General features: G+C 42.0%; 20 protein-coding genes. 16 read left to right on the top strand and 4 right to left on the bottom strand.

Going from position 1 to position 21,750, the window contains the following annotated elements; genetic code table 11:
- Window positions 1–42 precede the first annotated feature (42 nt).
- The 4 genes from AC6JAD_RS07255 (at window position 43) to azu (ending at window position 3,954) form a co-directional block, all read left to right on the top strand.
- Window positions 43–1,386 carry an MFS transporter gene (locus AC6JAD_RS07255; protein ID WP_461305322.1) on the top strand — a complete coding sequence of 448 codons (1,344 nt, stop codon included), beginning with the start codon at window positions 43–45 and terminating at the stop codon, window positions 1,384–1,386.
- Between the two features lie 74 nt (window positions 1,387–1,460).
- Window positions 1,461–2,477, top strand: coding sequence for a bestrophin family protein (locus tag AC6JAD_RS07250; protein ID WP_461305323.1), 1,017 nt, complete (start codon window positions 1,461–1,463; stop codon window positions 2,475–2,477).
- Complete coding sequence (locus tag AC6JAD_RS07245; protein ID WP_461305324.1) at window positions 2,478–3,437, top strand: YheT family hydrolase; 960 nt, start codon at window positions 2,478–2,480, stop codon at window positions 3,435–3,437.
- Between the two features lie 10 nt (window positions 3,438–3,447).
- On the top strand, window positions 3,448–3,954 hold the full coding sequence (gene azu / locus AC6JAD_RS07240) for an azurin (protein ID WP_461305325.1): 507 nt from the start codon (window positions 3,448–3,450) through the stop codon (window positions 3,952–3,954).
- A 43-nt stretch (window positions 3,955–3,997) separates the two neighbouring features.
- Here the strand turns inward: azu and AC6JAD_RS07235 are convergent, their stop codons facing one another.
- The 3 genes from AC6JAD_RS07235 to AC6JAD_RS07225 are packed head-to-tail and all read right to left on the bottom strand — an operon-like array spanning window position 3,998 to window position 7,287.
- Window positions 3,998–4,924, bottom strand: coding sequence for a hydroxypyruvate isomerase family protein (locus tag AC6JAD_RS07235; RefSeq protein WP_461305326.1), 927 nt, complete (start codon window positions 4,922–4,924; stop codon window positions 3,998–4,000).
- A gap of 9 nt (window positions 4,925–4,933) precedes the next feature.
- Window positions 4,934–5,575, bottom strand: a complete 642-nt coding sequence (locus AC6JAD_RS07230) for a gluconate 2-dehydrogenase subunit 3 family protein (protein ID WP_461305327.1) — start codon at window positions 5,573–5,575, stop codon at window positions 4,934–4,936.
- Window positions 5,575–7,287 (bottom strand): GMC oxidoreductase, encoded by a 1,713-nt coding sequence (locus tag AC6JAD_RS07225; RefSeq protein WP_461305328.1) that lies wholly within the window; start codon window positions 7,285–7,287, stop codon window positions 5,575–5,577. The genes AC6JAD_RS07230 and AC6JAD_RS07225 overlap by 1 nt, the downstream gene beginning before the upstream one ends.
- Before the next feature lie 277 nt (window positions 7,288–7,564).
- Between AC6JAD_RS07225 and AC6JAD_RS07220 the strand changes: the two genes are divergently transcribed.
- The 10 genes from AC6JAD_RS07220 to AC6JAD_RS07175 all read left to right on the top strand — a co-directional run bounded on the left by AC6JAD_RS07220 (window position 7,565) and on the right by AC6JAD_RS07175 (window position 15,809).
- Entirely contained in the window at window positions 7,565–8,539 is a 975-nt protein-coding gene (locus AC6JAD_RS07220; protein ID WP_461305329.1) for a sugar phosphate isomerase/epimerase family protein, read from the top strand.
- A 7-nt stretch (window positions 8,540–8,546) separates the two neighbouring features.
- On the top strand, window positions 8,547–9,755 hold the full coding sequence (locus AC6JAD_RS07215) for a nucleoside permease (protein WP_461305330.1): 1,209 nt from the start codon (window positions 8,547–8,549) through the stop codon (window positions 9,753–9,755).
- 1 nt (window position 9,756) lies between these two features.
- Window positions 9,757–10,890, top strand: a complete 1,134-nt coding sequence (locus AC6JAD_RS07210) for a Gfo/Idh/MocA family protein (protein WP_461305331.1) — start codon at window positions 9,757–9,759, stop codon at window positions 10,888–10,890.
- A 10-nt stretch (window positions 10,891–10,900) separates the two neighbouring features.
- Complete coding sequence (locus tag AC6JAD_RS07205; protein ID WP_461305332.1) at window positions 10,901–11,953, top strand: sugar phosphate isomerase/epimerase family protein; 1,053 nt, start codon at window positions 10,901–10,903, stop codon at window positions 11,951–11,953.
- A gap of 14 nt (window positions 11,954–11,967) precedes the next feature.
- Window positions 11,968–12,720, top strand: coding sequence for a 3-keto-disaccharide hydrolase (locus AC6JAD_RS07200; RefSeq protein WP_461305333.1), 753 nt, complete (start codon window positions 11,968–11,970; stop codon window positions 12,718–12,720).
- A 3-nt stretch (window positions 12,721–12,723) separates the two neighbouring features.
- On the top strand, window positions 12,724–13,074 hold the full coding sequence (locus AC6JAD_RS07195) for an SdpI family protein (protein WP_461305334.1): 351 nt from the start codon (window positions 12,724–12,726) through the stop codon (window positions 13,072–13,074).
- Between the two features lie 52 nt (window positions 13,075–13,126).
- Window positions 13,127–13,984 (top strand): YicC/YloC family endoribonuclease, encoded by an 858-nt coding sequence (locus AC6JAD_RS07190; RefSeq protein ID WP_461305335.1) that lies wholly within the window; start codon window positions 13,127–13,129, stop codon window positions 13,982–13,984.
- Window positions 13,984–14,577 (top strand): guanylate kinase, encoded by a 594-nt coding sequence (gmk, locus tag AC6JAD_RS07185; protein WP_461305336.1) that lies wholly within the window; start codon window positions 13,984–13,986, stop codon window positions 14,575–14,577. The genes AC6JAD_RS07190 and gmk overlap by 1 nt, the downstream gene beginning before the upstream one ends.
- The gene (nadD, locus tag AC6JAD_RS07180; RefSeq protein WP_461305337.1) at window positions 14,577–15,170 is read left to right on the top strand and encodes a nicotinate (nicotinamide) nucleotide adenylyltransferase; all 594 of its coding nucleotides are present in this window, start codon (window positions 14,577–14,579) and stop codon (window positions 15,168–15,170) included. Before gmk ends, nadD begins: the two co-directional genes overlap by 1 nt.
- A gap of 99 nt (window positions 15,171–15,269) precedes the next feature.
- Complete coding sequence (locus AC6JAD_RS07175) at window positions 15,270–15,809, top strand: hypothetical protein (protein WP_461305338.1); 540 nt, start codon at window positions 15,270–15,272, stop codon at window positions 15,807–15,809.
- A 124-nt stretch (window positions 15,810–15,933) separates the two neighbouring features.
- On the opposite strand, the gene AC6JAD_RS07170 is transcribed toward AC6JAD_RS07175, so the two are convergent.
- The gene (locus AC6JAD_RS07170; protein WP_461305339.1) at window positions 15,934–16,854 is read right to left on the bottom strand and encodes a nicotinic acid mononucleotide adenyltransferase; all 921 of its coding nucleotides are present in this window, start codon (window positions 16,852–16,854) and stop codon (window positions 15,934–15,936) included.
- A 135-nt stretch (window positions 16,855–16,989) separates the two neighbouring features.
- Here AC6JAD_RS07170 and AC6JAD_RS07165 point away from each other — a divergent pair, with 135 nt between their 5' ends.
- Complete coding sequence (locus AC6JAD_RS07165) at window positions 16,990–17,994, top strand: NAD(P)H-dependent glycerol-3-phosphate dehydrogenase (protein WP_461305340.1); 1,005 nt, start codon at window positions 16,990–16,992, stop codon at window positions 17,992–17,994.
- 142 nt (window positions 17,995–18,136) lie between these two features.
- Window positions 18,137–21,658 (top strand): HYR domain-containing protein, encoded by a 3,522-nt coding sequence (locus tag AC6JAD_RS07160; RefSeq protein WP_497866209.1) that lies wholly within the window; start codon window positions 18,137–18,139, stop codon window positions 21,656–21,658.
- The last annotated feature ends 92 nt before the right edge of the window (window positions 21,659–21,750 follow it).

Below are 21,750 nucleotides of genomic sequence, written 5' to 3'. Positions count from 1 at the left end.
TTAACGAAAAGGAAGTTGTATCTTTATGAAAACACTTGATACTTGAAACTAGGAGGCTTCTTTTCTGCGAAAATATTTCCCATTCTACTGGTTAATTTTATTGGAATTTTAGGATACAGCATCGTAGTACCAATTCTTATTTTTATCGTAACCGATTTGGGAGGCAATGGCTTTATCTATGGTCTTTTGGGTGCTACGTATCCCTTTTTTCAGTTTATTGGCGCGCCCATTTTAGGTCGACTTTCGGATAAAATCGGTCGAAAAAAAGTGTTGGTTATTTCCCAAGCAGGAACCTTTGCGGCCTGGTTACTTTTTTTACTTGCCTTTATGCTACCCGAAGTTACATTCTGGGAACAAAATACCGAAGTGACCGGGAACTATGTAATGACTCTACCCCTAGCTGTTATTTTTATCGCTCGTGTTTTTGACGGATTTACCGGTGGAAATGTTTCGGTGGCAAATGCCTATTTAAGTGATATTTCCACTGACGAGGATCGTAAAAAAAACTTTGGAAAAATGGGTGCTTCTACCAGTTTGGGATTCGTGTTGGGACCTGCCGTCGCCGGTCTGTTAGCTTCAACTATTTTTGGTGAGTCATTACCCGTACTTTTGGCGGCCATCATCTCTTTAATTGCCATCATTGTAATTAGCACTCAACTAAAGGAAAGTAACCCATGTGTAGTTGACACAGGGGGTGTTTCCCTAAAATCAATACGGAGAATGTTCCAAGTCGAACATAAAGAGTGTTATGAAGAAGGAAGGGAAGATTTTCCGGACAACAACGCTTCTCGATTTAAAAACCTTCTTAAAATCGACGGCATTCCTTTACTGTACAGTATCTATTTCCTGACCTTCTTGGCCTTTAGCCTCTTTTATGCTGGCCTACCAATTTATGCTAGTACTGGATTGAATTGGACCGCTGTAGATCTCGGTATTTTCCTTGCCTATTCGAGTCTGATCATGATTCTAGTTCAGGGACCCTTACTTTCTAAACTTTCAGGCACATATAGCAGCAACCAACTTATTTTAATCGGTTCCCTTTTGCTGGCAATTGGCTTTACATTACTTATGAATAAACAGTTAATTTTCATTTATACCGGGAACACATTGCTTTCTATTGGCAATGGTTTAATGTGGCCTAGCTTTTTGGCAATCCTAAGCAGTACTGGAACCAAAAGATTGCAAGGTGCGATTCAGGGTTATGGAAATAGTATGGGTAGTGTGGCAAGTATGATAGGACTAATTCTAGGTGGGCTTTTATTCGAAACTATTACCACCGCTGTTTTTGTTATTGGAGGTGGCATATTTGCAATTATCGCCCTGCTAATGATTATTCATTCAATGAAACATCGAAAAGTACATTCATCATCACCCGTGATTAATTGACCAAATGGGCTCTTCATTTTAAAAGATTCGGTATTTTTAAGCATCGGTTCAATTTCTAAATTAAACTACCAAAAATGTACATAAAACGCAATATAGGCTGGGGACTCATTCTTCGTTATGCTTGGAAAAATGCCCTTTTTTTCTTGTTCTATGCTGGTGCTATCTTTTGTATTTATTACTTTCTAGGATGGGACTTTATAGATATTCCTTTCCAGCCATTAAGTGTCATTGGTATTGCAGTTTCTTTTTATGTTGGATTTAAAAACAGCCAGAGTTATGATCGTTTCTGGGAAGGAAGGAAGATTTGGGGTGGTATTGTTAACTACAGTCGCACTTGGGGTATTCAAGTACTGAGTTTTGTAAATGGTGATTCCCCAGAAGAGGACAAAAAAACGCAGCAACAACTTATTCATCGCCATATCGCTTGGCTCAATGCGCTTCGTGTGCAACTGCGGCAGCCTAAAAGTTGGGCCATAAAGGAAAACAGAATGGTCGAGAAAGTATTCGACAAACATGCCGAGAGAAATATTTCCTGCAATGAGGCATACCAATATGTGAGTATGCGTGAATTTTCCGATCTCAAAAAACGGGTTAATCCTGCAACACATTTGATAAAAAATCAGGCGCTGGAAGTGAAAATGTTGCGTGAAAAAAATATAATAGATGGGTTTCAGGAAGATCAGTTACAAAGTATTCTAGAAGAATTCTACAACCTACAGGGAAAATGTGAGCGCATAAAAAACACTCCTTTTCCTAGACAGTATGGGTATTTTTCAAAATTGTTCACTTGGATTTTTGTACTCCTTTTACCCTTTGGCATGTTGGATGTTTTTGAAAAGGATATTCTTGAAATAGGATCTTCCCTAAAAGGGTGGTATTTATTCCTCATGATCCCTTTTTCCATACTTATTTCATGGATTTTCACCACAATGGAAGCGATTGGAGATAATAGCGAAGACCCCTTCGAAGGGCGGATAAATGATGTTCCAATGACCGCTCTATGCAGAACGATTGAAATTGATTTAAGGGATATGTTGGATGAAGAAGAATTACCTCCTCCAATACAACCCAAAGACAATATATTGTACTAAATGCCACACCTATCTTCTCCCTATAAGGCAAATGGTCTTTTTAGGAATACGCACTTTTCTACCATATACTCGGCAAAGCTTCGTCCTTCTCCAAGGATCGTTCAGCAACGTGAGCGTCTGGAATTGTCCGATGGTGATTTTGTAGACATAGATTGGTCCTTTAGTAATGAGCCTGCAAACAAGGTCACCATTCTATTACATGGCCTGGAGGGAAATGCACAGAGGGTCTATATAAAAGGACACGCCAAGGAGCTCATCATAAATGGTTGGGATGTAGCCGCAATGAATCATAGGGGGTGCAGCGGCGAAGAAAACAGGTTATATATTTCTTATAATTCTGGAAGAACGGACGACCTCAAGTCGTTAATAGATCATATTCTTGCCCTAGATCGCTATAATGAGATTGCATTGGTGGGTTTTAGTCTAGGCGGCAACCTATTATTGAAATATCTCGGTGAAGAAACAACGATCCCAAAAATTGTTACCAAAGGTGTCGCAGTTTCAGCTCCATTAAATTTAGCAGGGTCTTTACAAGCTCTGGAAACTAAGGAGAATTGGGTGTACAGGACCTCATTCTTACAGGACTTGCGCGCGAAATACAAACGAAAAATGATGAGTTTTCCGCAAGAAATGACCATGGACAAGCTGAAACAAGTACGATCCCTTCTCGATTTCGATACCATTTACACGGCTCCCGCACATGGCTTTAAAGATGCGTGGGATTACTATGAGAAATGCAGCAGTCTTCCTTTTCTACCCGATATAAAGGTGCCTGTACTTATTTTAAATGCCTTAAACGATAGTTTTCTTTCAAAAGATTGCTATCCTTTTTCACTTTCAGAAAAGCAAAAAAACATCTATCTTGAAACCCCAAAACACGGGGGGCACGTAGGATTTCATGTAACCAATTCTACGTATTACAGTGAGAAGCGAACTCTCGGTTTTTTAAACAAAATCTAAAACGAAACACATGAAGCGATTTCAGTTTATCTATCTATTAGCACTATCCTTAGCAATTGTAAGTTGTGGAGGGGATAAAAAGAAAGAAGAAGAATCTGTAAAAATAGGAACGAAAAAAGAGACGAAAAAGTCCGATTCCAACAGTGTAACCATTGCTTTAAGCGGAAACGACTTGATGCAGTTCGACAAGAATGAAATCAAAGTGAAGGCGGGACAAAAAGTAACACTTAATTTTCGTCATAGTGGAAAAATGGACCTAAAGGTAATGGGACATAATTTTGTGCTTTTAAAACCAGGTATTGAAATTCCTGTTTTTGCCTTGGAAGCTGCCAATGCCGGAGAACCCAAAGACTGGATTCCAAATGATGGCCAAGATGTCATTGCCCACACAAAAATGGTAGGCGGTGGCCAATCTACTTCTATTACTTTCGATGCGCCAGCAGCTGGCACTTATGACTTTGTCTGTAGTTTCCCAGGACATTCGGGGTTAATGAAAGGAAAGTTTATTGTAGAGTAAATAAAATTTAAACTTTAGTTATTTCGTATAAGGTCGATGGTTTTTACAGAAAATCATCGGCTTTTTTATACGCATCAATCACCTTTAATTCCCCTTCTTTTCCTTCCACCGAGTTTCCGTGTTCCATTCCCATTATCCCCTTAAACCCACGATCGTGGATATACTTGAAGACATTTAGATAATTGATCTCACCTGTAGTCGGCTCTTTCCGCCCTGGATTATCCCCAATTTGGAAATAGGCAATCTCGTCCCAACAGGCCTCTATGTTCGGCAATAGATTCCCCTCTTGAATTTGCTGATGATAGATATCGAAAAGGATTTTACAGGAAGGACTGTTTACTGCCTTACAGATTTGATAAGCATGTGGTGACTCGGCCAAAAACATGCCTGGATGATTTCTAAAATTGAGGGGTTCCAAGACCATAACCAATCCATGTGGCTCTAAAATAGCGCTGGCTTGTTTCAAGGTTTCAATTACATTGGCGGTTTGGTAATCGGGATGCAAGTGTAAATCTACATGTCCAGGAACAACCGTCATCCAAGTTGCATGTACCCTTTTTGCTACCTCAACAGAGTTTCGGATATCCTGCAAAAATTCTTCCCGCCATGATTCTTTACCACTTGCCAAATTGGGTTCTTTCCAATAAATTTTATGAGCTACGAAGACACCCATATGTAAGCCTCTTTTCTCCATCAACTTGGCAATTGCCTTCTGTTGTTCTACTGAGCGGTTGCGCATTTCATTATCCTCGAATGCAGTAAAACCTTGGTCGGCCATAAAGTTTAGCTGACTTAAGATATCAGATCCGGCATGTGCTTGGAACATTCCATCATGAGGGGCGTATTTCAAATTAAAGCTATGCTTTTGCTGGGAAGCGGCTACATTCATACCCGAAACAAGTGAAGTGCCCCCTAATGATAAAAGGGAACCCGTTAAGGCTCCCTTTTGTATAAAATCTCGTCTTTTCATTTCGTATAATTATAATGCCATCGCTTTACCATTTCCAGCTTCACTTAAAGGAATACATCCTTTTTGTTGTCCTGGAACCGGGTCATACCATAGCACATTTTTACCTATCTCCTCACTGCTTTTCCAAGCCCACATAGACATTCCACGTAAGTTGGCCAACAGTGAAAACATGGCCGCATCGGTATCTGGCACCACGCTTTTATCGGTATCATATGCCTGATAGAATTCGCCCATTTTCCGGTTATAGCCTTCTTGGGTCTCCTTGTCTGTTTTAAGGTATTTGGCCAATAGCTGGTCAAGTTCCTCTGGCTTTGCTTGCTCCAATTCCTTCGTAAACATACCTCTATAAGTGTCGGCCAATGTTTTGAACCCTAATCGAACCATTTCATGATCTTCGGGTTCCAGCACATCGTTATAAAAAGCGTCTATAAAGGTATGCACGCCTACTTCACGAGCACCCGGTACCGTATCTCCATTAGGAATGATGAGCGTAACAATTTCGCGTAAAGCATGTCCTTCACCCTTGCTCAGAAAAACAGGGATAAATTCTGGTTCGTTATTACAGCTCTGCAATAAACTCATTACGGTTGGTGTAACCACTAAAGCCCCTGCACCGTATCCTAAATTCTTTATTAACTGTCTTCTATTCATTACGCTTCGTTTTTAATTTGATTGGCAGCATGGTTTGCCGCTCTTGCAGAAAAGGCCATATAAGTAAGTGACGGATTCACACAACTTGCTGAAGTCATGAAGGCTCCATCGGTAACATATACATTTGGAACGGTATGAACCTGATTATTTCCGTTCAGTACCGAAGTCTTTGGATCGCGACCCATTCGGGCAGTTCCCATTTCATGGATTCCTAGTCCAGGTGCACCAGGATCATCCCAAGGCTCTATATCGGTATATCCAGCTTTCTCAAGCATATCTATGGCTTGTTGCACCATATCCTTTCGCATTTCATATTCGTTTTCCTTCCACTCAGCATCGAATGTTACCGTGGGCAAGCCCCATTCATCAAGCTTGTCATAATCCAAGGTCATTTTATTTTCGTGATAGGGAAGACATTCCCCAAAACCTAAAAGTAACATTCTCCAGGCTCCTGGTTCTGTTATAGCTTCTTTGAATTTCTCTCCATAGGCAAGTTCTGCCACGATTTCGTTATAGCGACTTCTACTGGCACCACCTTGATACCCGTAACCTCGTTTAAATGTTTTCTGATCTGTTTCCCCTCCAATATTCCTAAAGCGAGGAATGTAAATTCCATTGGGTCGGCGTCCTTTATAATGTTTGTCTTCAAAACCTGGCACATTTGCCCAAGCACCCGCCTTAAAATGGTGGTCCATAATATTGTGACCCAGTTCGCCAGAGTCATTCCCCATTCCATTAGGGAAACGCTCACTTTTGGATTGCATTAAAATACTCGCTGAGGCAATAGCAGAAGCACATAGGAAAACCACTTTAGATTTAAAAACAATTTTCTCCTTGGTTTCTGCATCTATAATTTCGACACCATCCGCCTTTCCTGTTTCGGCATTATAGATAACTTGACTTACCACAGAATTAGGACGAAGGGTAAGGTTGCCCGTTTCGTGTGCCGTTGGCAAGGTAGATGAGTTACTGCTGAAATAACCTCCAAAAGGACATCCCCGCATACAGCGATTTCGGAATTGGCAGGCAGAACGTCCTTGGCCTTTATAGGTTCCTGTTCCTGTAATATGTGCAGCGCGTCCAATAGTTAGTAGGCGGCCATCTTCATAGTTATCGGCGATTTTCCCTTTTAAGTCTTCCTCGGCGCAATTTAATTCCATAGGTGGACAAAACTTTCCATCAGGCAATTGTTCCAACCCTAAGTTTTCACCACTTACACCTATGAATTCTTCCACTTTATCATACCAAGGGGAAATATCTTCATAGCGCACAGGCCAATCTACCGCAATTCCTTCCTTTTTATTCGCTTCAAAATCGATATCGCTTAAACGATAACTCTGGCGTCCCCACATAATGGAACGTCCTCCCACATGATAACCACGCATCCAATCGAATCGCTTGGTTTCATTGTAGGGATGCTTTAAATCATTCACAAAGAAATGACGGTGGGCTTCATCGGTAGTATATCCCGTACGACCTTGTTTCAATTGTTTTTGCTGTTCCTTAAGGGGTAAATTTCCTTTGTACGGAAAATCCCAAGGATCCATGTTCATGGTATGGTAGTCCTTTACATGCTCGACCATTCGTCCTCGTTCCAGCACTAGGGTTTTCAATCCATTTTCACAAAGTTCTTTAGCGGCCCAGCCACCACTAATTCCAGAACCTACGACAATTGCATCGTAAAGCTCATCGGGGTTTGCTTTTGTATTCAAAATTGTTAGTTTTTATAATTAGTTTGCTACCAAATAGTTACCCTATCCAATGCACCTAACATTGTCTTGGGTAATTGATGTAGATGTTCGTCTAATTTCCTTTATTTTTTCGGATTATACAAAAAACAAGCGCCAAAAGAATAATATCCGCAACCGAAAACGTTTTCGGGTACGAATCCAGCAATACAATCCCCGATCCTTTATATAACTTTCAAAAAAAAGTTACCTTAGAAGTCTCTATTAATGCAAACCAAAATCAAAAGATAAATTTCACAACATGAAGCGCCTTTTAGTAGTATCCCTAGTAACCATACTTGCTTTTTCCTGTAAGAATACGAATGAAGAAAAAACAGATACCCCAGACACTGCTGTAGAAACAGAGGAAGTGGTAAAAACAGCTGTAGAAACCCCAAAATTTTCGTTGGCACAATGGTCCTTGCACAAAAAGTATGAGGCCGAAGGAGCTGATCCTTTTACTTTTGCTGCCGATGCTAAAGCATTGGGATTCGATGCCATTGAATTGGTTACGCAATTGTATGAGGATGAAATAGAAACATTGGGTTTTGACACTGTTATCGACTCTTTAAAATCAATGAATGAAGCTCACGGAATTAAAACCGTTTTAATAATGGTGGACCATGAAGGAGACTTAGCTGACCCAGACCTTGCAAAAAGAAATGAAGCTGTTGAAAAGCACAAGAAATGGATTGATGCTACTGTCAAATTGGGTGGCCATGCCATTCGTGTAAATACATTTGGTACTAACGATCCAGATGTATGGATTAATACAGTGCAGGATGGTTTAAGAAAAATTTCGGAATATGCGGCGACCAAAAACATAAATGTATTATGTGAAAACCATGGCTGGCTGTCCTCCGATGCGCCTTTGCTCATGGCAGCAATTAAAGGTGTTAATATGGAAAATTGTGGCACCCTCCCAGATTTTGGTAATTGGTGTGTAAAACGTGCTAATGGGGAACGCTGGGGAGAATGTGTTGAGGAGTTCCCAGATTATTACAAAGGAATTGAATTACTTATGCCTGCAGCCAAAGCGGTAAGTGCCAAAGCCTATAGTTTTGATGCCGACGGAAACGAGGAAAAGATCGATTATTACCGAATGATTAGCATCGTAAAGGCTGCTGGTTATGATGGATACATTGGAGTGGAGTTTGAAGGCGACAAGATGAGTGAAGAAGAGGGAATCCTTGCTACAATGGCCTTAATAGAAAAAGCATTCGCTAACCAAAAATAATACTCACATGAAAGGAAAAACATTCGCCCAGTTATCTGTTATGATGTTCCTCGAATTTTTTATTTGGGGAGCTTGGTTTGTGACCATGGGAACATTCCTAGCCAAGTCCTTTAGTGCTACCGGTAGCCAAATGGCTATGGCTTATGAGACCCAATCCATCGGTGCCATTGTAGCCCCTTTTATTATTGGGCTCATTGCAGACAGGTATTTCGCAGCACAAAAAATATTAGGTGTATTGCATTTACTAGGTGCCGGGCTGTTGTATATGGCAGGCACCTCTTCAGAATTTGAAGCGTTTTATCCCTACATTCTTATATACATGATTTTATACATGCCGACTTTGGCATTGGTAAATTCGGTGGCATTTAGGCAACTTACCGATAATAAAGTTTTTGCCTGGATTCGAGTATTTGGAACATTGGGTTGGATTCTTGCTGGTCTTGTAATCGCCTATCTCTCTTGGGAGTCAGAAAACACACTTCAATATACCTTCTTAATGGCAGCAGGTGCTGCGGCCTTATTAGGGGTATTCAGTTTTACACTGCCAGACACCCCTCCTGTCGTAGAAAAAAGCGAAAAAGTAAGCATTAGGGATATTCTTGGGCTGGATGCCATTGCCATGTTAAAAGACAAGCGGTATTTGGTGTTTTTTATTGCCTCGATTTTAATTTGTATTCCACTGGCATTCTATTACCAACACGCCAACCAGTTTTTAAACGAAATTGGCATGGAGAAAGCAGCGGGTAAAATGACTTTTGGACAAATGTCTGAAGTATTATTCATGGTATTGCTCCCCTTGTTCTTGAAAAGGTATGGAATTAAAATGACCCTTTTGGTCGGAATGCTGGCATGGGTGGTACGCTATCTGTTGTTTGCATATGGAGATGCTGGAGAAGGCGCTTGGATGTTGATTTTTGGCATCATCCTTCATGGGGTTTGTTATGACTTCTTCTTCGTATCAGGCCAGATTTATACTGATTATAAGGCAGGAGAGAAATTCAAGAGTTCTGCTCAAGGGCTCATTACCCTGGCCACCTATGGTTTGGGTATGCTAATTGGGTTCCGCTTGGCTGGATATATTACCGATTTAAATGCTACGACCGATGGAGGACATATATGGCAATCCATTTGGACATTCCCAGCAATTTTTGCCGGAGTGGTATTTATAATTTTCTTGCTGGCCTTTAAAAATGAAAAAATAGAAGTAACAGAATAAAATGAGTCAAAAAATTAGATGGGGTGTACTTGGCGGCGGCGGCGATAGCCTAATTGGCGTATTGCACAGGGTTGCCGCAAGCATGTTCGATGCCTATGCCCTTACGGGTGCCGTTTTTAACCCAGAACATTCGAAAAGTATTGCATTCGCAGAGGAATTAGGAATCCCTACGAATCGTATATATAGGGATATTGATCATATGGTGGAGGAAGAATTGAAATTACCAGAGTCGGAACGCATTCAAGTGGTATCCGTGCTCACTCCTAATTTCCTTCATTTCCCTATGGCCAAACAACTGCTCAAAGCAGGGTTTCATGTCATTTGTGAAAAACCGATGACGATGACCCATGCTGAAGCTGTTGAATTATCTGAAATTCAGAGCGAAAGTAATTCCCATTTTGCCTTAACCCACACCTATACTGGTTATCCCATGGTCCGCCAAATGAAACAAATGATTGCGGATGGCGCAATTGGGGAAATCCAGAAAGTGGACGCCCAATATTATCAGGGATGGATTAATCCGATCATTCATGACAAGGAAAAACGGAGCAGCACTTGGCGACTCAATCCAGAAAAATCTGGAATAAGTTGTTGCATGGGTGATATTGGTGTACATGCCTATCAAATGCTCGAATTCGTAACGGGAATGGAAGTGTCTTCCATCTTAGCGGACCTCAACCATTTGTATGATGACAACCAAATGGATATAGATGGCACAGTGTTATTACGATTCAACAATTATACAAAAGGGGTGCTATGTGCAAGTCAGATAGCCACTGGGGAAGAGAACAATTTTACCGTAGCCGTATATGGAAAAAAAGCGGGGCTTCGCTGGGAACAGGAAAACCCCAATTACCTCTATCTCCTTGAAGATGGGCAGCCCTTGCGTATTTTAAAACCAGGACATGCCTACAATAGTGATCTCTCTTTAGATGGCACCAAACTACCACCGGGTCATCCAGAAGGAATTTTCGATGCCATGGGTAATATTTACAAAGGCATGGCCAAAGCCGTTAGAGGCGACACATACAATCCTGCCGAATTTCCTGGGATGAAAGATGGAGTACGTGGCATGAATTTTATTGAGACTGCCGTGGCAAGTCATGCCGAAGGAAATGTATGGAAAGAACTATAACTGAAGAAGCATGAAGACTATTAAAGGACCCGCCGTTTTCTTGGCGCAATTCATGGACGACAAGGCACCATTCAATTCTTTGGATGGATTGTGTCAATGGGCAAGCGATTTAGGATATAAAGGAATACAAATCCCAACTTGGGAAACCCGACTTATCGATTTGGAAACTGCTGGGGAAAGCAAGACCTATTGTGACGAACTGAAGGGTAAGATAAACGACTACGGATTGGAAATCACCGAACTATCTACCCATTTGCAAGGACAATTGGTTGCAGTGCATCCTGCCTATGACCTAATGTTCGATAACTTTGCCCCGGACGATTGTAAAAACAATCCAAAAAAGAGAACTGAATGGGCTAGAAAACAAATGCTCAGTGCTGCTAAAGCCAGTAATTATTTAGGATTAAATGCCCATGCTACCTTTAGCGGAGCCTTATTGTGGCATACATGGCATCCATGGCCACAGCGCCCAGATGGATTGGTTGAAATGGGGTTCGAAGAATTGGCCAAAAGATGGCTTCCTTTGTTAAATGAATTTGAAGACAATGGAGTCGCGGTTTGCTACGAAATCCATCCCGGGGAAGATCTACATGATGGCATTACCTTCGAGCGATTTCTGAAAGCCACCAATAACCATAAAGCCGTTAATATCCTTTACGATCCAAGCCATTTTGTGTTGCAGCAATTGGACTATATTGAATATATTGATCATTATCACGAATTCATTAAAGCCTTCCATGTAAAGGATAGCGAGTTTTTACCCGATGGTAAACGCGGGGCTTTTGGAGGTTATAGTGATTGGCGTGATCGTGCGGGTAGGTATCGTTCTCCGGGCGATGGCCAAATCGACTTCAAGACCATATTCAGTAAGTTAACTGAGTACGGTTGCGATGTTTGGGCCGTAATGGAATGGGAATGCTGCATTAAAAGCCCAGAGCAAGGTGCTCGGGAAGGGGCTCCATTTATTACCGGCCATATTATAGAAGCTACGCAGAAGCGATTCGATGATTTTGCCGGAGCAGAGATTGATAAAGCATATTTGAAAAAACTACTAGGATTATAAATTACAGAAGCATTATGAAAAAACTAATATTGTTATTAACTCTTTTTGTTTGGGTTGTAGGATGTAAAGAAACACCTAACAAACAAGAAGCTCAGGAAACAGAAACAACAGAGACCGTGGCAGAAACAACACCTCAAGAAGAAGAATGGACCGTTTTATTCGACGGAAGCTCCTTTGATAATTGGCGTGGTTATTTATCGGAAGAAATGCATCCCGAATGGAGCATACAAGACGATGGTTCCATGCTGTTTACGCCTGGTGAAGAAGGGGGTAAGAACATAATCTCCAAGGAAACATATACTAATTTTGTATTGTCGCTGGAATGGAAAATCTCTGAAGGCGGTAACAGCGGTATATTCTGGGGAGTGCATGAAGATGAAAAATTTAAAGAAGCATACGAAACGGCTCCCGAAATTCAAGTGCTGGATGATGAAAAGCACCCCGACTCCTTTGTGGGTGAAGGAACTCATAAAGCTGGTGCTTTATACGATCTTATTGCACCAAAAGAAGGTGCCGTTAAGCCTGCTGGTGAGTGGAACCTTTGTGAAATTGAAATTAACCACGCTACCAACCAAGGGAAGGCCAGCTTAAATGGAGTAGAACTTTTTACTTTTCCTGTTCATGGTCCCGATTGGGATGCCATGATTGCTGATTCTAAATTTGCCGATTGGGAAGGATTTGGAAAATACCAAACAGGACATATAGGGCTGCAGGATCACAGTGACAAAGTTTGGTACAGAAACATAAAAATCAAAGAGTTAAAATAATCCATGACCCAATTTTTATTGGCTTTGGGGTATTGCGCCTTTATGCTTATTGTCTTCTTAATTTTTAAAAGGTTTCCGCCTAAAAAAATCAATTGGTACTATGGCTATCGGACCACTCGCTCTATGCGCAATGAGACCATTTGGAAAGCAGCAAATGAACACGCAACACATGTATCCATAAAATATATGTTGTACAGCTTTCTCATTCCCGCTATACTCTATTTTCTATATCCAAAATACAATTTAATAGGGACCATCATCGGCAATACCATTTTGGTAATTCTATCATTTCTTACCACGGAACGTTACTTGGATAAACATTTTGATTCTATGGGGAATCCCAAGAACGATTGAGTCCCTTCCAGAAATAGGAATTGCGTACCTTTGCCAAAGTTAAAATTGAAGTATGATCCAATCTATGACGGGCTATGGAAAAAACGTCATCCAACTAGCCAGCAAAAAAATTACGGTTGAAATAAAATCCCTTAACAGCAAAAATCTGGACATGAACGCCCGTGTTCCAGGTGCTTATCGGGAAAAAGAATTAGAAATTCGAAATAGAATTGCCAAGTCACTGGTTAGGGGTAAAGTAGATTTTAACCTATTCGTTGAAATTACTGGTGAAGAAACCAATACCAAAGTAAATCAGGCCGTTATTAACGAATATATCTCTCAATTGGCCCATGTTGTAGATGGAGACAAAACCGAGTTACTTAAAATGGCTGTTAGAATGCCAGATGCCCTTAAAACACAGCGTGAAGAGATCGATGCCGATGAGTTCAATCAAATTTTGAATGCCGTAGATACGGCTTTGGTAGAAATAAATAGTTATCGAAGTTCTGAAGGAGCAGCCCTGAAAAAGGAATTCGAAAAGAGGATCGAAAACATTACTTCCCTTCTGGACCAGGTAATTGAAATTGATCCACAAAGAGTAGATGCCGTAAAAGAACGTCTTAGAAAGGCAGTTTCCGAATTGAAAGAAAGCGTAGATGAAAACCGTTTCGAACAGGAACTCATTTATTACCTTGAAAAATACGATATCACCGAAGAAAAGGTGAGGTTAAAAAATCACTTAGAATACTTTATCGAATCCCTATCCTCCAAAGACTCCAATGGGAAAAAGCTGGGCTTTATTTCCCAGGAAATTGGAAGGGAAATCAACACCATAGGCTCCAAGGCTAATTTTGCGCCCATGCAACAAATTGTCGTGCAAATGAAGGATGAGCTTGAGAAAATAAAAGAACAAGCCTTAAACGTCTTGTAATGAAGGGAGGGAAACTAATTGTATTTTCGGCTCCTTCTGGCAGTGGCAAGACCACCATTGTGCGTCACTTGCTCGCACAGGAAAACCTAAACCTAGAATTTTCCATTTCGGCAACTTCCCGAGCTCCCAGAGGAGATGAGAAAGATGGAATGGATTATTATTTCATAAGCTTGGAACAATTCAAAAAGCATATGAAAAATGGTGATTTCCTGGAATGGGAAGAGGTATACCGCGACAATTTTTATGGCACTTTAAAAACCGAAGTGGAACGCATTTGGGCCATGGGTAAAAATGTGATTTTTGATATCGACGTGGTTGGTGGACTTAGGATTAAGCGAAAATTCCCAAAAGAAACATTGGCTGTTTTTGTGCGTCCCCCAAGTGTGGAAGAACTGAAAATACGGTTGAAAAAGCGGAAGACGGAAAGTGATGAAAAGATCAATATGCGCATCGCCAAAGCTTCCGTAGAAATGGCAACAGCGCCTCAATTCGATTTTATCATCGAAAATGACGTTTTGGAAGATGCACTGGCAGAAGCCGAAAAGCTGGTAGAAAAGCACATTTCCAAGAAAATTCATTCGGAAGAAGAGTAATGGCAACTTCAAAAAAAATTGGCCTTTATTTTGGCACCTTCAACCCTATTCATGTGGGGCATTTAACCATTGCTAACCATATGGTAGAATTTGGCGATTTGGATGAAGTCTGGATGGTCGTCACCCCACACAATCCGCACAAAAAAAAGAAGACCCTTTTAGATAACCATCATAGACTGGTTATGGTAGAAATTGCGTTGGAGGACTATCCCAAAATTAAAGCGAGTAAGGTAGAATTCGATCTGCCCCAACCCAATTATACCGTGAATACTTTGGCGGTTTTGGATGAAAAATATCCAGACCATAATTTTTGCCTTATCATGGGAGAGGATAACCTAAAGAGTTTTCACAAGTGGAAAAACTACGAAGTCATATTGGATCACTACTCTATTTATATCTATCCCCGAATTTCAGATGGCGCAGTGGACCATCAGTTTATAGGTCATGAAAAAATCAAAAAAATAGATGCGCCTATCATGGAAATTTCTTCCACATTCATTCGAAATAGCATTAGAATAGGCAAGAACATTCGTCCTTTACTTCCCCATAACGTTTGGACCTATTTGGATGAAATGAATTTTTACAAACAATAGATTCCTTTTAAAATCCGTTAGTTTTCAAAACACGGTCATTTGAAACTTTTTGCCATTTTATGTTTTCTGTCGTGTGCAAGTTTTGCACAAGTAACTAAGATGAAGACTTTTGATCATGCCGGAAAGAAATTGGACATCCTACAAAAAGGGGAAATTCTAATAGACGGAAAATCCCTTATAGACTACAACCCTCCTAAGAAAAGGGAAGAATTGGGTTTCCAACATTTAAATGCACCTTATTTTGAGGAGATTCCCGATTTCAACGGGGGCGAATACAATACCCTTTATCGCAACGATGCTGGCGATGTTTTTTGTGCAAATGAGACAAGGTACCTGGATACACTCATATGCTGGATACCAGATTGTATTTCCGAATTTGAAATTGTGAGTCGAAAGTACGCAGTTACCATAGGAACGGGTCGCCCCATTAAGGTGGGTCAATCCATAAATAGAATACTTAGGAAATATCAGAATTCTGCCAAGGCTCACAAGGAAGACAGAGTGGTACGGATTATAACGGAACAACCCATTCTATTTTTGCCGAAATCCTACTTTTTCCCTTCCCTATCCATTTTTTATGATACAAATGGAAGTATCACACACTTTGTATTCGAAGAGGTGTACGCTTACTTCCCCTAAACCCATCTGCTATTAAATTAAGAAGAAAGAACAGGGAACGGGTCTATCTCAAAAAGAAACCGCCCAACTCGAAGTTATGAGTTAGGCGGTTTCAACTAAATAACCAACCAAAAGTCTTTATATCTTAGAAAATGCTGATCTTCTTGGTTTGCTTGGCAATATCCTTTTTAGATACGCGCATCTTCTTTTTCTCATTGTCTTTGTATTGAATATATCCTTTTCCTCGGAAGCGGTACAGCGTACCAGAAGGCTCATGGAACAATTCAACCGTTCTGTCATCAATAACGTCCAGAATAAAATATTCATTGCCCAGATAATCATAATCTAGTGTTAAATATTTCGAGTAGAAATCCCCATCGACATCATCGATATTGAAAATTCCTGTGTAATCCCAATAGATATTGTTGATATTGGTTCCGTTGGGATCTTGAGAACTTTGGAAATTTCCATCTCCACCACCTGGCAGAAACTGAAGAAAATTCTCGTAGTCGAACTCATTCGGCTCCCCATAAGGACTCGTATAAATCTTTTCCCAAGCCACATACTCCTGAACGAAATAATGGATGTTATCATAAAACAAAAGATCGTAGTCGAATGTACTCCTTTGGTACCCTACCAAGATATAACTGAGGTTAAACCCTGGGTGGTACAGCTCAATTTCCCTGTTGTTCAATTGGGTTACCTGAAAGGAATGAAATCCGTCCAAATCATGGGAGATATCCAATTCGTCCGCAAATGTATCGTAGTAACCTATGTCGATACCAAAACCATAGCCTTGGTCCCCGATTCCCACCAGGTTGTTGTTTGCCTTCATATTACCATTTCTGAATGAAAGCGTAAATGCGATTTGCATGAACGGTATTTGACCACCTGCATTGGAGCGATTAATATCCACATACCATAACTCATAGGAATCCAGTACTTCCGCCAAGGTAATTGTTGGAACAGGATCTATGGTAGTGTCCTCTACCACCACCTCGGTGTAACAAGACGTAAACAAAGTTGCCAATAACGTAAACCCGAAAAGTAATTTAAGTGCTTTCATATCATCTGATTTTTAAGGTTCGATTAAGGGAAATCCAAAAGCATGCCAAATTATTAAATATCTGTTTTTTAATACTTTACGCTTACTAAATTGGATAATAAGAATTATGTATTTTTACATTTCAGAAAAACGTACATGGGGCAAAACACTAAGTTTGCAGTCTTTGGTGGAGGCAGTTGGGCCACTGCCATTGTTAAAATGCTTTCGGAAAATCTTGATGAAATCGGGTGGTATATGCGCAACGAACAAGCATTGGAACACCTGCGGACCCAATTTCATAACCCCAATTACCTGAGTTCGGTTGAATTCGACATTGAAAAGCTAAAATTGAGCAATGACATCAATGAATTGGTGGCTTATGCAGACTATCTTATTTTCGTCATCCCCTCGGCTTTCGTTGAAAAAGAACTTGAAAAGCTTACGGTTTCTTTAGAAGGTAAAATCATTTTTTCTGCCATCAAGGGTATTGTTCCCGAGAGCAGTCTTATTGTAGGCGATCATTTTTATACCCATTACAACATTCCTTTCAAGGACATTGGTGTCATTACGGGCCCTTGTCATGCCGAAGAAGTCGCATTAGAGCGTTTGTCCTATCTCACCATTGCCTGTGCAGATAAGGAAAAAGCCACCACCATGGCAGATAATTTATCCTGCGATTATATAAAGTGCACTACAAGCGATGATATTATTGGTACCGAATATGCCGCCATGCTGAAGAACATCTATGCTTTAGCAGCCGGAATTGCACATGGATTGGGCTACGGGGACAACTTTCAGAGTGTGCTTATGAGCAATGCCATTAGGGAGATGAAGCGCTACGTAAAGAAGGTTCACAAAATGAAGCGGGACATTAATGGTTCGGCCTACCTTGGAGACCTTTTGGTAACAGGTTATTCTACCTTTAGTCGAAACAGGATGTTTGGCAACATGATCGGTAAAGGGTATACGGTAAAAAGTGCCCAGATGGAAATGAACATGGTAGCAGAAGGGTACTACGCCACAAAAAGTGCTTACGAATTAAACCAAGCCAAAGGCAAGAAAAAGGCCAAAACTCCCATCATAAATGCGGTTTATGCCGTATTATATGAAAATAAAAACCCTAAAAAAGTCTTCAAAAAGCTAACTGAAAAGCTCAACTAAACGGGATTCTTTATTCCTCAGAAAAACTCTTTTTACTTTCTCTAAAATAATCGGATTCTTCACATTAATTTAATCCGAAAAGACTTCCTATCCCTTGGGTAATCCAGTATATTTGTAGGATACTATTTTTAACAAAAATTACATGAAAAAATTTACTTTAACCTTTTTATTGCTATTTGCGGGTTGCCTTGCCTTCGGTCAATCTGTTTTTATTAATGAAATTCATTACGACAACGCTGGTGGAGACATAGGCGAATTTGTCGAAGTAGCTGGTCCGGCAGGAACGGATCTTTCTACTTACAGTATTGTCCTTTACAATGGAAACGGGGGAGCTACTTATAATACAGTTGCCCTTAGTGGAACTATTGATGATGAAGGTGCTGGTTTTGGAGCTGTAAGTCAGTCCATCTCTGGTATTCAGAATGGAGCTCCAGATGGAATTGCGCTAGTAGATGGCGTTGCGTTAGTACAATTTCTAAGTTATGAAGGAAGCTTCACGGCTACCAATGGCCCTGCCAACGGTATAACTTCTACAGATATTGGTGTTAATGAAACTAGCTCAACACCTGTTGGCGAATCCCTTCAACTAACGGGAACTGGTAATGTATATGCCGATTTTACTTGGAATGCGCCTGCTGCAGAGTCTCCAGGTAGTATTAACGTTGGACAGACTTTTTCAGCTGGTTCTGGCAACCCTCCAATGATTACCTGTCCTAGTGATGTGGTAACACCAGCATCTGCTGGTCTTTGTGAGGCTGTTGTTACGTTCCCAGATGCTATTGCAACCGACCCAGATGGTGACTTAGATACCGTTCTACAAACGGGTGGTCTTGCTAGTGGAAGTGCTTTCCCTGTGGGTATAAATACGATTACATATACGGCTACGGACTTAGCTGGAAACAGTGTTTCCTGTTCTTTTACGATTACTGTGGAAGACACACAAGATCCTATTGCTGTATGTCAGGATATCACGGTACAATTAGATGCAAACGGACAGTATATACTCGATCCATCTGAAGTGGATGGAGGAAGTACCGACAACTGTGGAAATGTAGCTTTATCGTTAGATGTTACTAATCTAGACTGTTCCTTTGTGGGTAGCAATACACTTGTCTTAACCGCTACTGATGATAGTGGAAACACTGCTTCCTGTAACGTAAATGTAACTGTGGAAGACGTTACTGCACCAGAAGTATTCTGCTTAGGCGAAATAAATGGAGAACCTGTATTTATTAATGAATTGCATTATGATAATGGCGGCACAGATCAGGACGAAGCCATTGAGATTGCCGGACCTGCAGGAACCGATCTAAGCGTATATACCATAGTCCTATACAATGGAAATGGTGGAGCACAATACAACGAAGTACCCCTTTCTGGAACTATAGACGACGAAGGAAATGGGTACGGAGCCGTTAACTTCCCTATTGCTGGAATCCAAAATGGATCGCCTGACGGGATTGTTTTGGCACAAGGAGGCAATGTGCTTCAATTCATAAGTTATGAAGGAAGCTTTACAGCTATAGATGGAATTGCCAACGGAATGACTTCTACCGATATTGGTGTGGAAGAAAATAGCGGAACGGCCATTGGGGAATCCCTTCAATTAACGGGAACAGGATCCAGTAGTGGAGATTTCACTTGGAATGCTCCATCGGCTTCCTCGCCAGGAAGTATAAATGCAGGACAAACGTTTGTGGCTCCTACATCTTCTGTACTACAAGTTGAATTGGATGCTAACGGAATGGCCAGTATAGATGCCAGCGCCTTAATTTCAAGTGTAAATGAAGCCTGTGGATTTACAGTTACCGGTGGTACGGAAACTACCGAATTAATGACTAATGGAAGTTTTGAAACCGCCGATTTATCAGGTTGGACAGCTATTGACAATCCGAATCCATTTCTTCCTTGGGGAGCTTATGAAAGTAATGACGGAGCTGGATTCTTCGACCCTGCTTTCCCAACAGATGGAGGTTGGTTAGCCGGAAATGGTTTCGATGGTGAAGCTGGTGAAGCTGTTATTTTCCAAGACGTTACCGTTCCCGCAGGAATAGCTTCGGCTACCCTAACGTGGGACGAAAATATAGATTACGATTTGGCAAGTTTCTGTACAGGATGTCAAGACAGAATTTACGAAGTACAAGTTCGCGACTTAAGCGACAATGTGTTGGAAGTATTGGTACAAATTACGGCAACTGCTGGTGATTTGGATAGCGATAACGTATGGGAAAGCCAGACGGCAGACCTTTCTGCTTATGCAGGTCAGGATATTCGTATTGCGTATTGGCAAAATATCCCTGATGATTTCTCAGGACCTGCAAAGTTTGCTTTAGATAATGTAAGTCTGAGTGCAGCATCACCATCTACTACTATAGATTTTGATTGCTCCAACCTTGGATTGAATGCTATTGAAGTTACCGTTACAGATGACAGTGGAAACACTGCCACTTGTACCGCAACGGTAGAGGTACTTGACGTAACGGACCCTGTCCTTATCTGTCAGGACGTAACGATCGAGATCGGCCCCGACGGTACGACCGAGATCGACCCAGAGGACCTGTTGGCGACTGCGCCGAGCACCTTCGACGCGATGGTGATCGGTAGCGACAACCAATCGGGCACCGAGGGCTTCACGGACTTCACCGTGGACGTTACCGCTGACGTTACCGTTAACTTCGACTGGGACTACACCCTTAACGACGTGCCCGGCTTCGACAGCTTCGGTTACATAGTCAACGGTGCCTACACCCAGCTTACGGACCCAGCCCAGGGCAACCAGTCGGGCAGCGCCTCCGTTAGCCTTGTGGCCGGCGACGTGTTCGGTTTCCGTTCCCAGACGGACGACAACGGTTTCGGCAACAACGAGACGATGGTGACCAACTTCGACCCAGGCTTCGAGGGCCAGTTCGCCCCCGACAACTGGGAGCTTACCCTGACCAACAGTGACGGGGACGCGTTCTTCATCGAGATACCGGGCGGCCCACTGTCGTTCGATGCCTGTGGCATCACGGTACTGGCGGTGGACGTGACCGAGGTTACCTGTGCGGACGTTGGTACGGTGATCACCGCTACGGTGTTCGCATCCGACGCCAGCGGTAACATCGCATCCTGTACCTCTCAGATCACCGTGGTGGACGCGCTCGCCCCCGAGCTCACCTGCCCGGCGGACCAGAGCGTGGACCCAGGACCGGGTAACCTGTTCTACGAGATCCCCGACTACTTCGCCACTGGCGAGGCCACGGCGGAGGACAACTGTACGGACCCCGTTACCATCACCACGCAGGACCCTGCGGCGGGGACACTGGTACCGGACGGCGTGTACACGATCACCCTTACGGCGGAGGACGAGTACGGCAACGTATCGACCTGTAGCTTCGAGCTGACCGTGGAGAGCGTACTGGGCCTTGAGGACACGGTGCTGGACAACGCGATCAGCCTGTACCCGAACCCTGCAAGCTCTGTGGTGACACTGGCCAACACGGCCAACATCCTACTGGAGCAGGCAGCGATCTACGACACCAACGGACGACTCATCAGGACCATCGACCTTGCGGACATGCAGCAGGAGATGGCCATAGACGTGTCCGACCTGGCAACAGGGGTGTACATGGTCATGATCACCAGCGACAACGCATCGACGGTGAAAAGACTGGTCAAGAGATAAAACACTCGAACATACCATAATGGAAAACCCTCCAAGCCAAAAGCTTCGGAGGGTTTTTTTGTTAAGCGTGTCTGGAAACGCATATTAAAAAG

The sequence above is a fragment of the Aureisphaera sp. genome (genome assembly GCF_059726885.1).
Note: the sequence above shows the minus strand (reverse complement) of the source record. Positions and strands in the feature narration are given on the sequence as shown.

Excerpts from the sequence above, each read along its gene's own strand:
- AC6JAD_RS07160 (WP_497866209.1), top strand. The coding sequence starts at position 18,137 with ATGAAAAAATTTACTTTAACCTTTTTATTGCTATTTGCGGGTTGCCTT.
- AC6JAD_RS07205 (WP_461305332.1), top strand. The coding sequence starts at position 10,901 with ATGAAGACTATTAAAGGACCCGCCGTTTTCTTGGCGCAATTCATGGAC.
- AC6JAD_RS07190 (WP_461305335.1), top strand. The coding sequence starts at position 13,127 with ATGATCCAATCTATGACGGGCTATGGAAAAAACGTCATCCAACTAGCC.
- AC6JAD_RS07245 (WP_461305324.1), top strand. The coding sequence starts at position 2,478 with ATGCCACACCTATCTTCTCCCTATAAGGCAAATGGTCTTTTTAGGAAT.
- AC6JAD_RS07170 (WP_461305339.1), bottom strand. The coding sequence starts at position 16,854 with ATGAAAGCACTTAAATTACTTTTCGGGTTTACGTTATTGGCAACTTTG.
- AC6JAD_RS07200 (WP_461305333.1), top strand. The coding sequence starts at position 11,968 with ATGAAAAAACTAATATTGTTATTAACTCTTTTTGTTTGGGTTGTAGGA.
- AC6JAD_RS07230 (WP_461305327.1), bottom strand. The coding sequence starts at position 5,575 with ATGAATAGAAGACAGTTAATAAAGAATTTAGGATACGGTGCAGGGGCT.
- gmk (WP_461305336.1), top strand. The coding sequence starts at position 13,984 with ATGAAGGGAGGGAAACTAATTGTATTTTCGGCTCCTTCTGGCAGTGGC.
- azu (WP_461305325.1), top strand. The coding sequence starts at position 3,448 with ATGAAGCGATTTCAGTTTATCTATCTATTAGCACTATCCTTAGCAATT.
- AC6JAD_RS07175 (WP_461305338.1), top strand. The coding sequence starts at position 15,270 with ATGAAGACTTTTGATCATGCCGGAAAGAAATTGGACATCCTACAAAAA.
- AC6JAD_RS07250 (WP_461305323.1), top strand. The coding sequence starts at position 1,461 with ATGTACATAAAACGCAATATAGGCTGGGGACTCATTCTTCGTTATGCT.
- AC6JAD_RS07215 (WP_461305330.1), top strand. The coding sequence starts at position 8,547 with ATGAAAGGAAAAACATTCGCCCAGTTATCTGTTATGATGTTCCTCGAA.
- AC6JAD_RS07210 (WP_461305331.1), top strand. The coding sequence starts at position 9,757 with ATGAGTCAAAAAATTAGATGGGGTGTACTTGGCGGCGGCGGCGATAGC.
- AC6JAD_RS07235 (WP_461305326.1), bottom strand. The coding sequence starts at position 4,924 with ATGAAAAGACGAGATTTTATACAAAAGGGAGCCTTAACGGGTTCCCTT.
- AC6JAD_RS07195 (WP_461305334.1), top strand. The coding sequence starts at position 12,724 with ATGACCCAATTTTTATTGGCTTTGGGGTATTGCGCCTTTATGCTTATT.
- AC6JAD_RS07165 (WP_461305340.1), top strand. The coding sequence starts at position 16,990 with ATGGGGCAAAACACTAAGTTTGCAGTCTTTGGTGGAGGCAGTTGGGCC.
- AC6JAD_RS07220 (WP_461305329.1), top strand. The coding sequence starts at position 7,565 with ATGAAGCGCCTTTTAGTAGTATCCCTAGTAACCATACTTGCTTTTTCC.
- nadD (WP_461305337.1), top strand. The coding sequence starts at position 14,577 with ATGGCAACTTCAAAAAAAATTGGCCTTTATTTTGGCACCTTCAACCCT.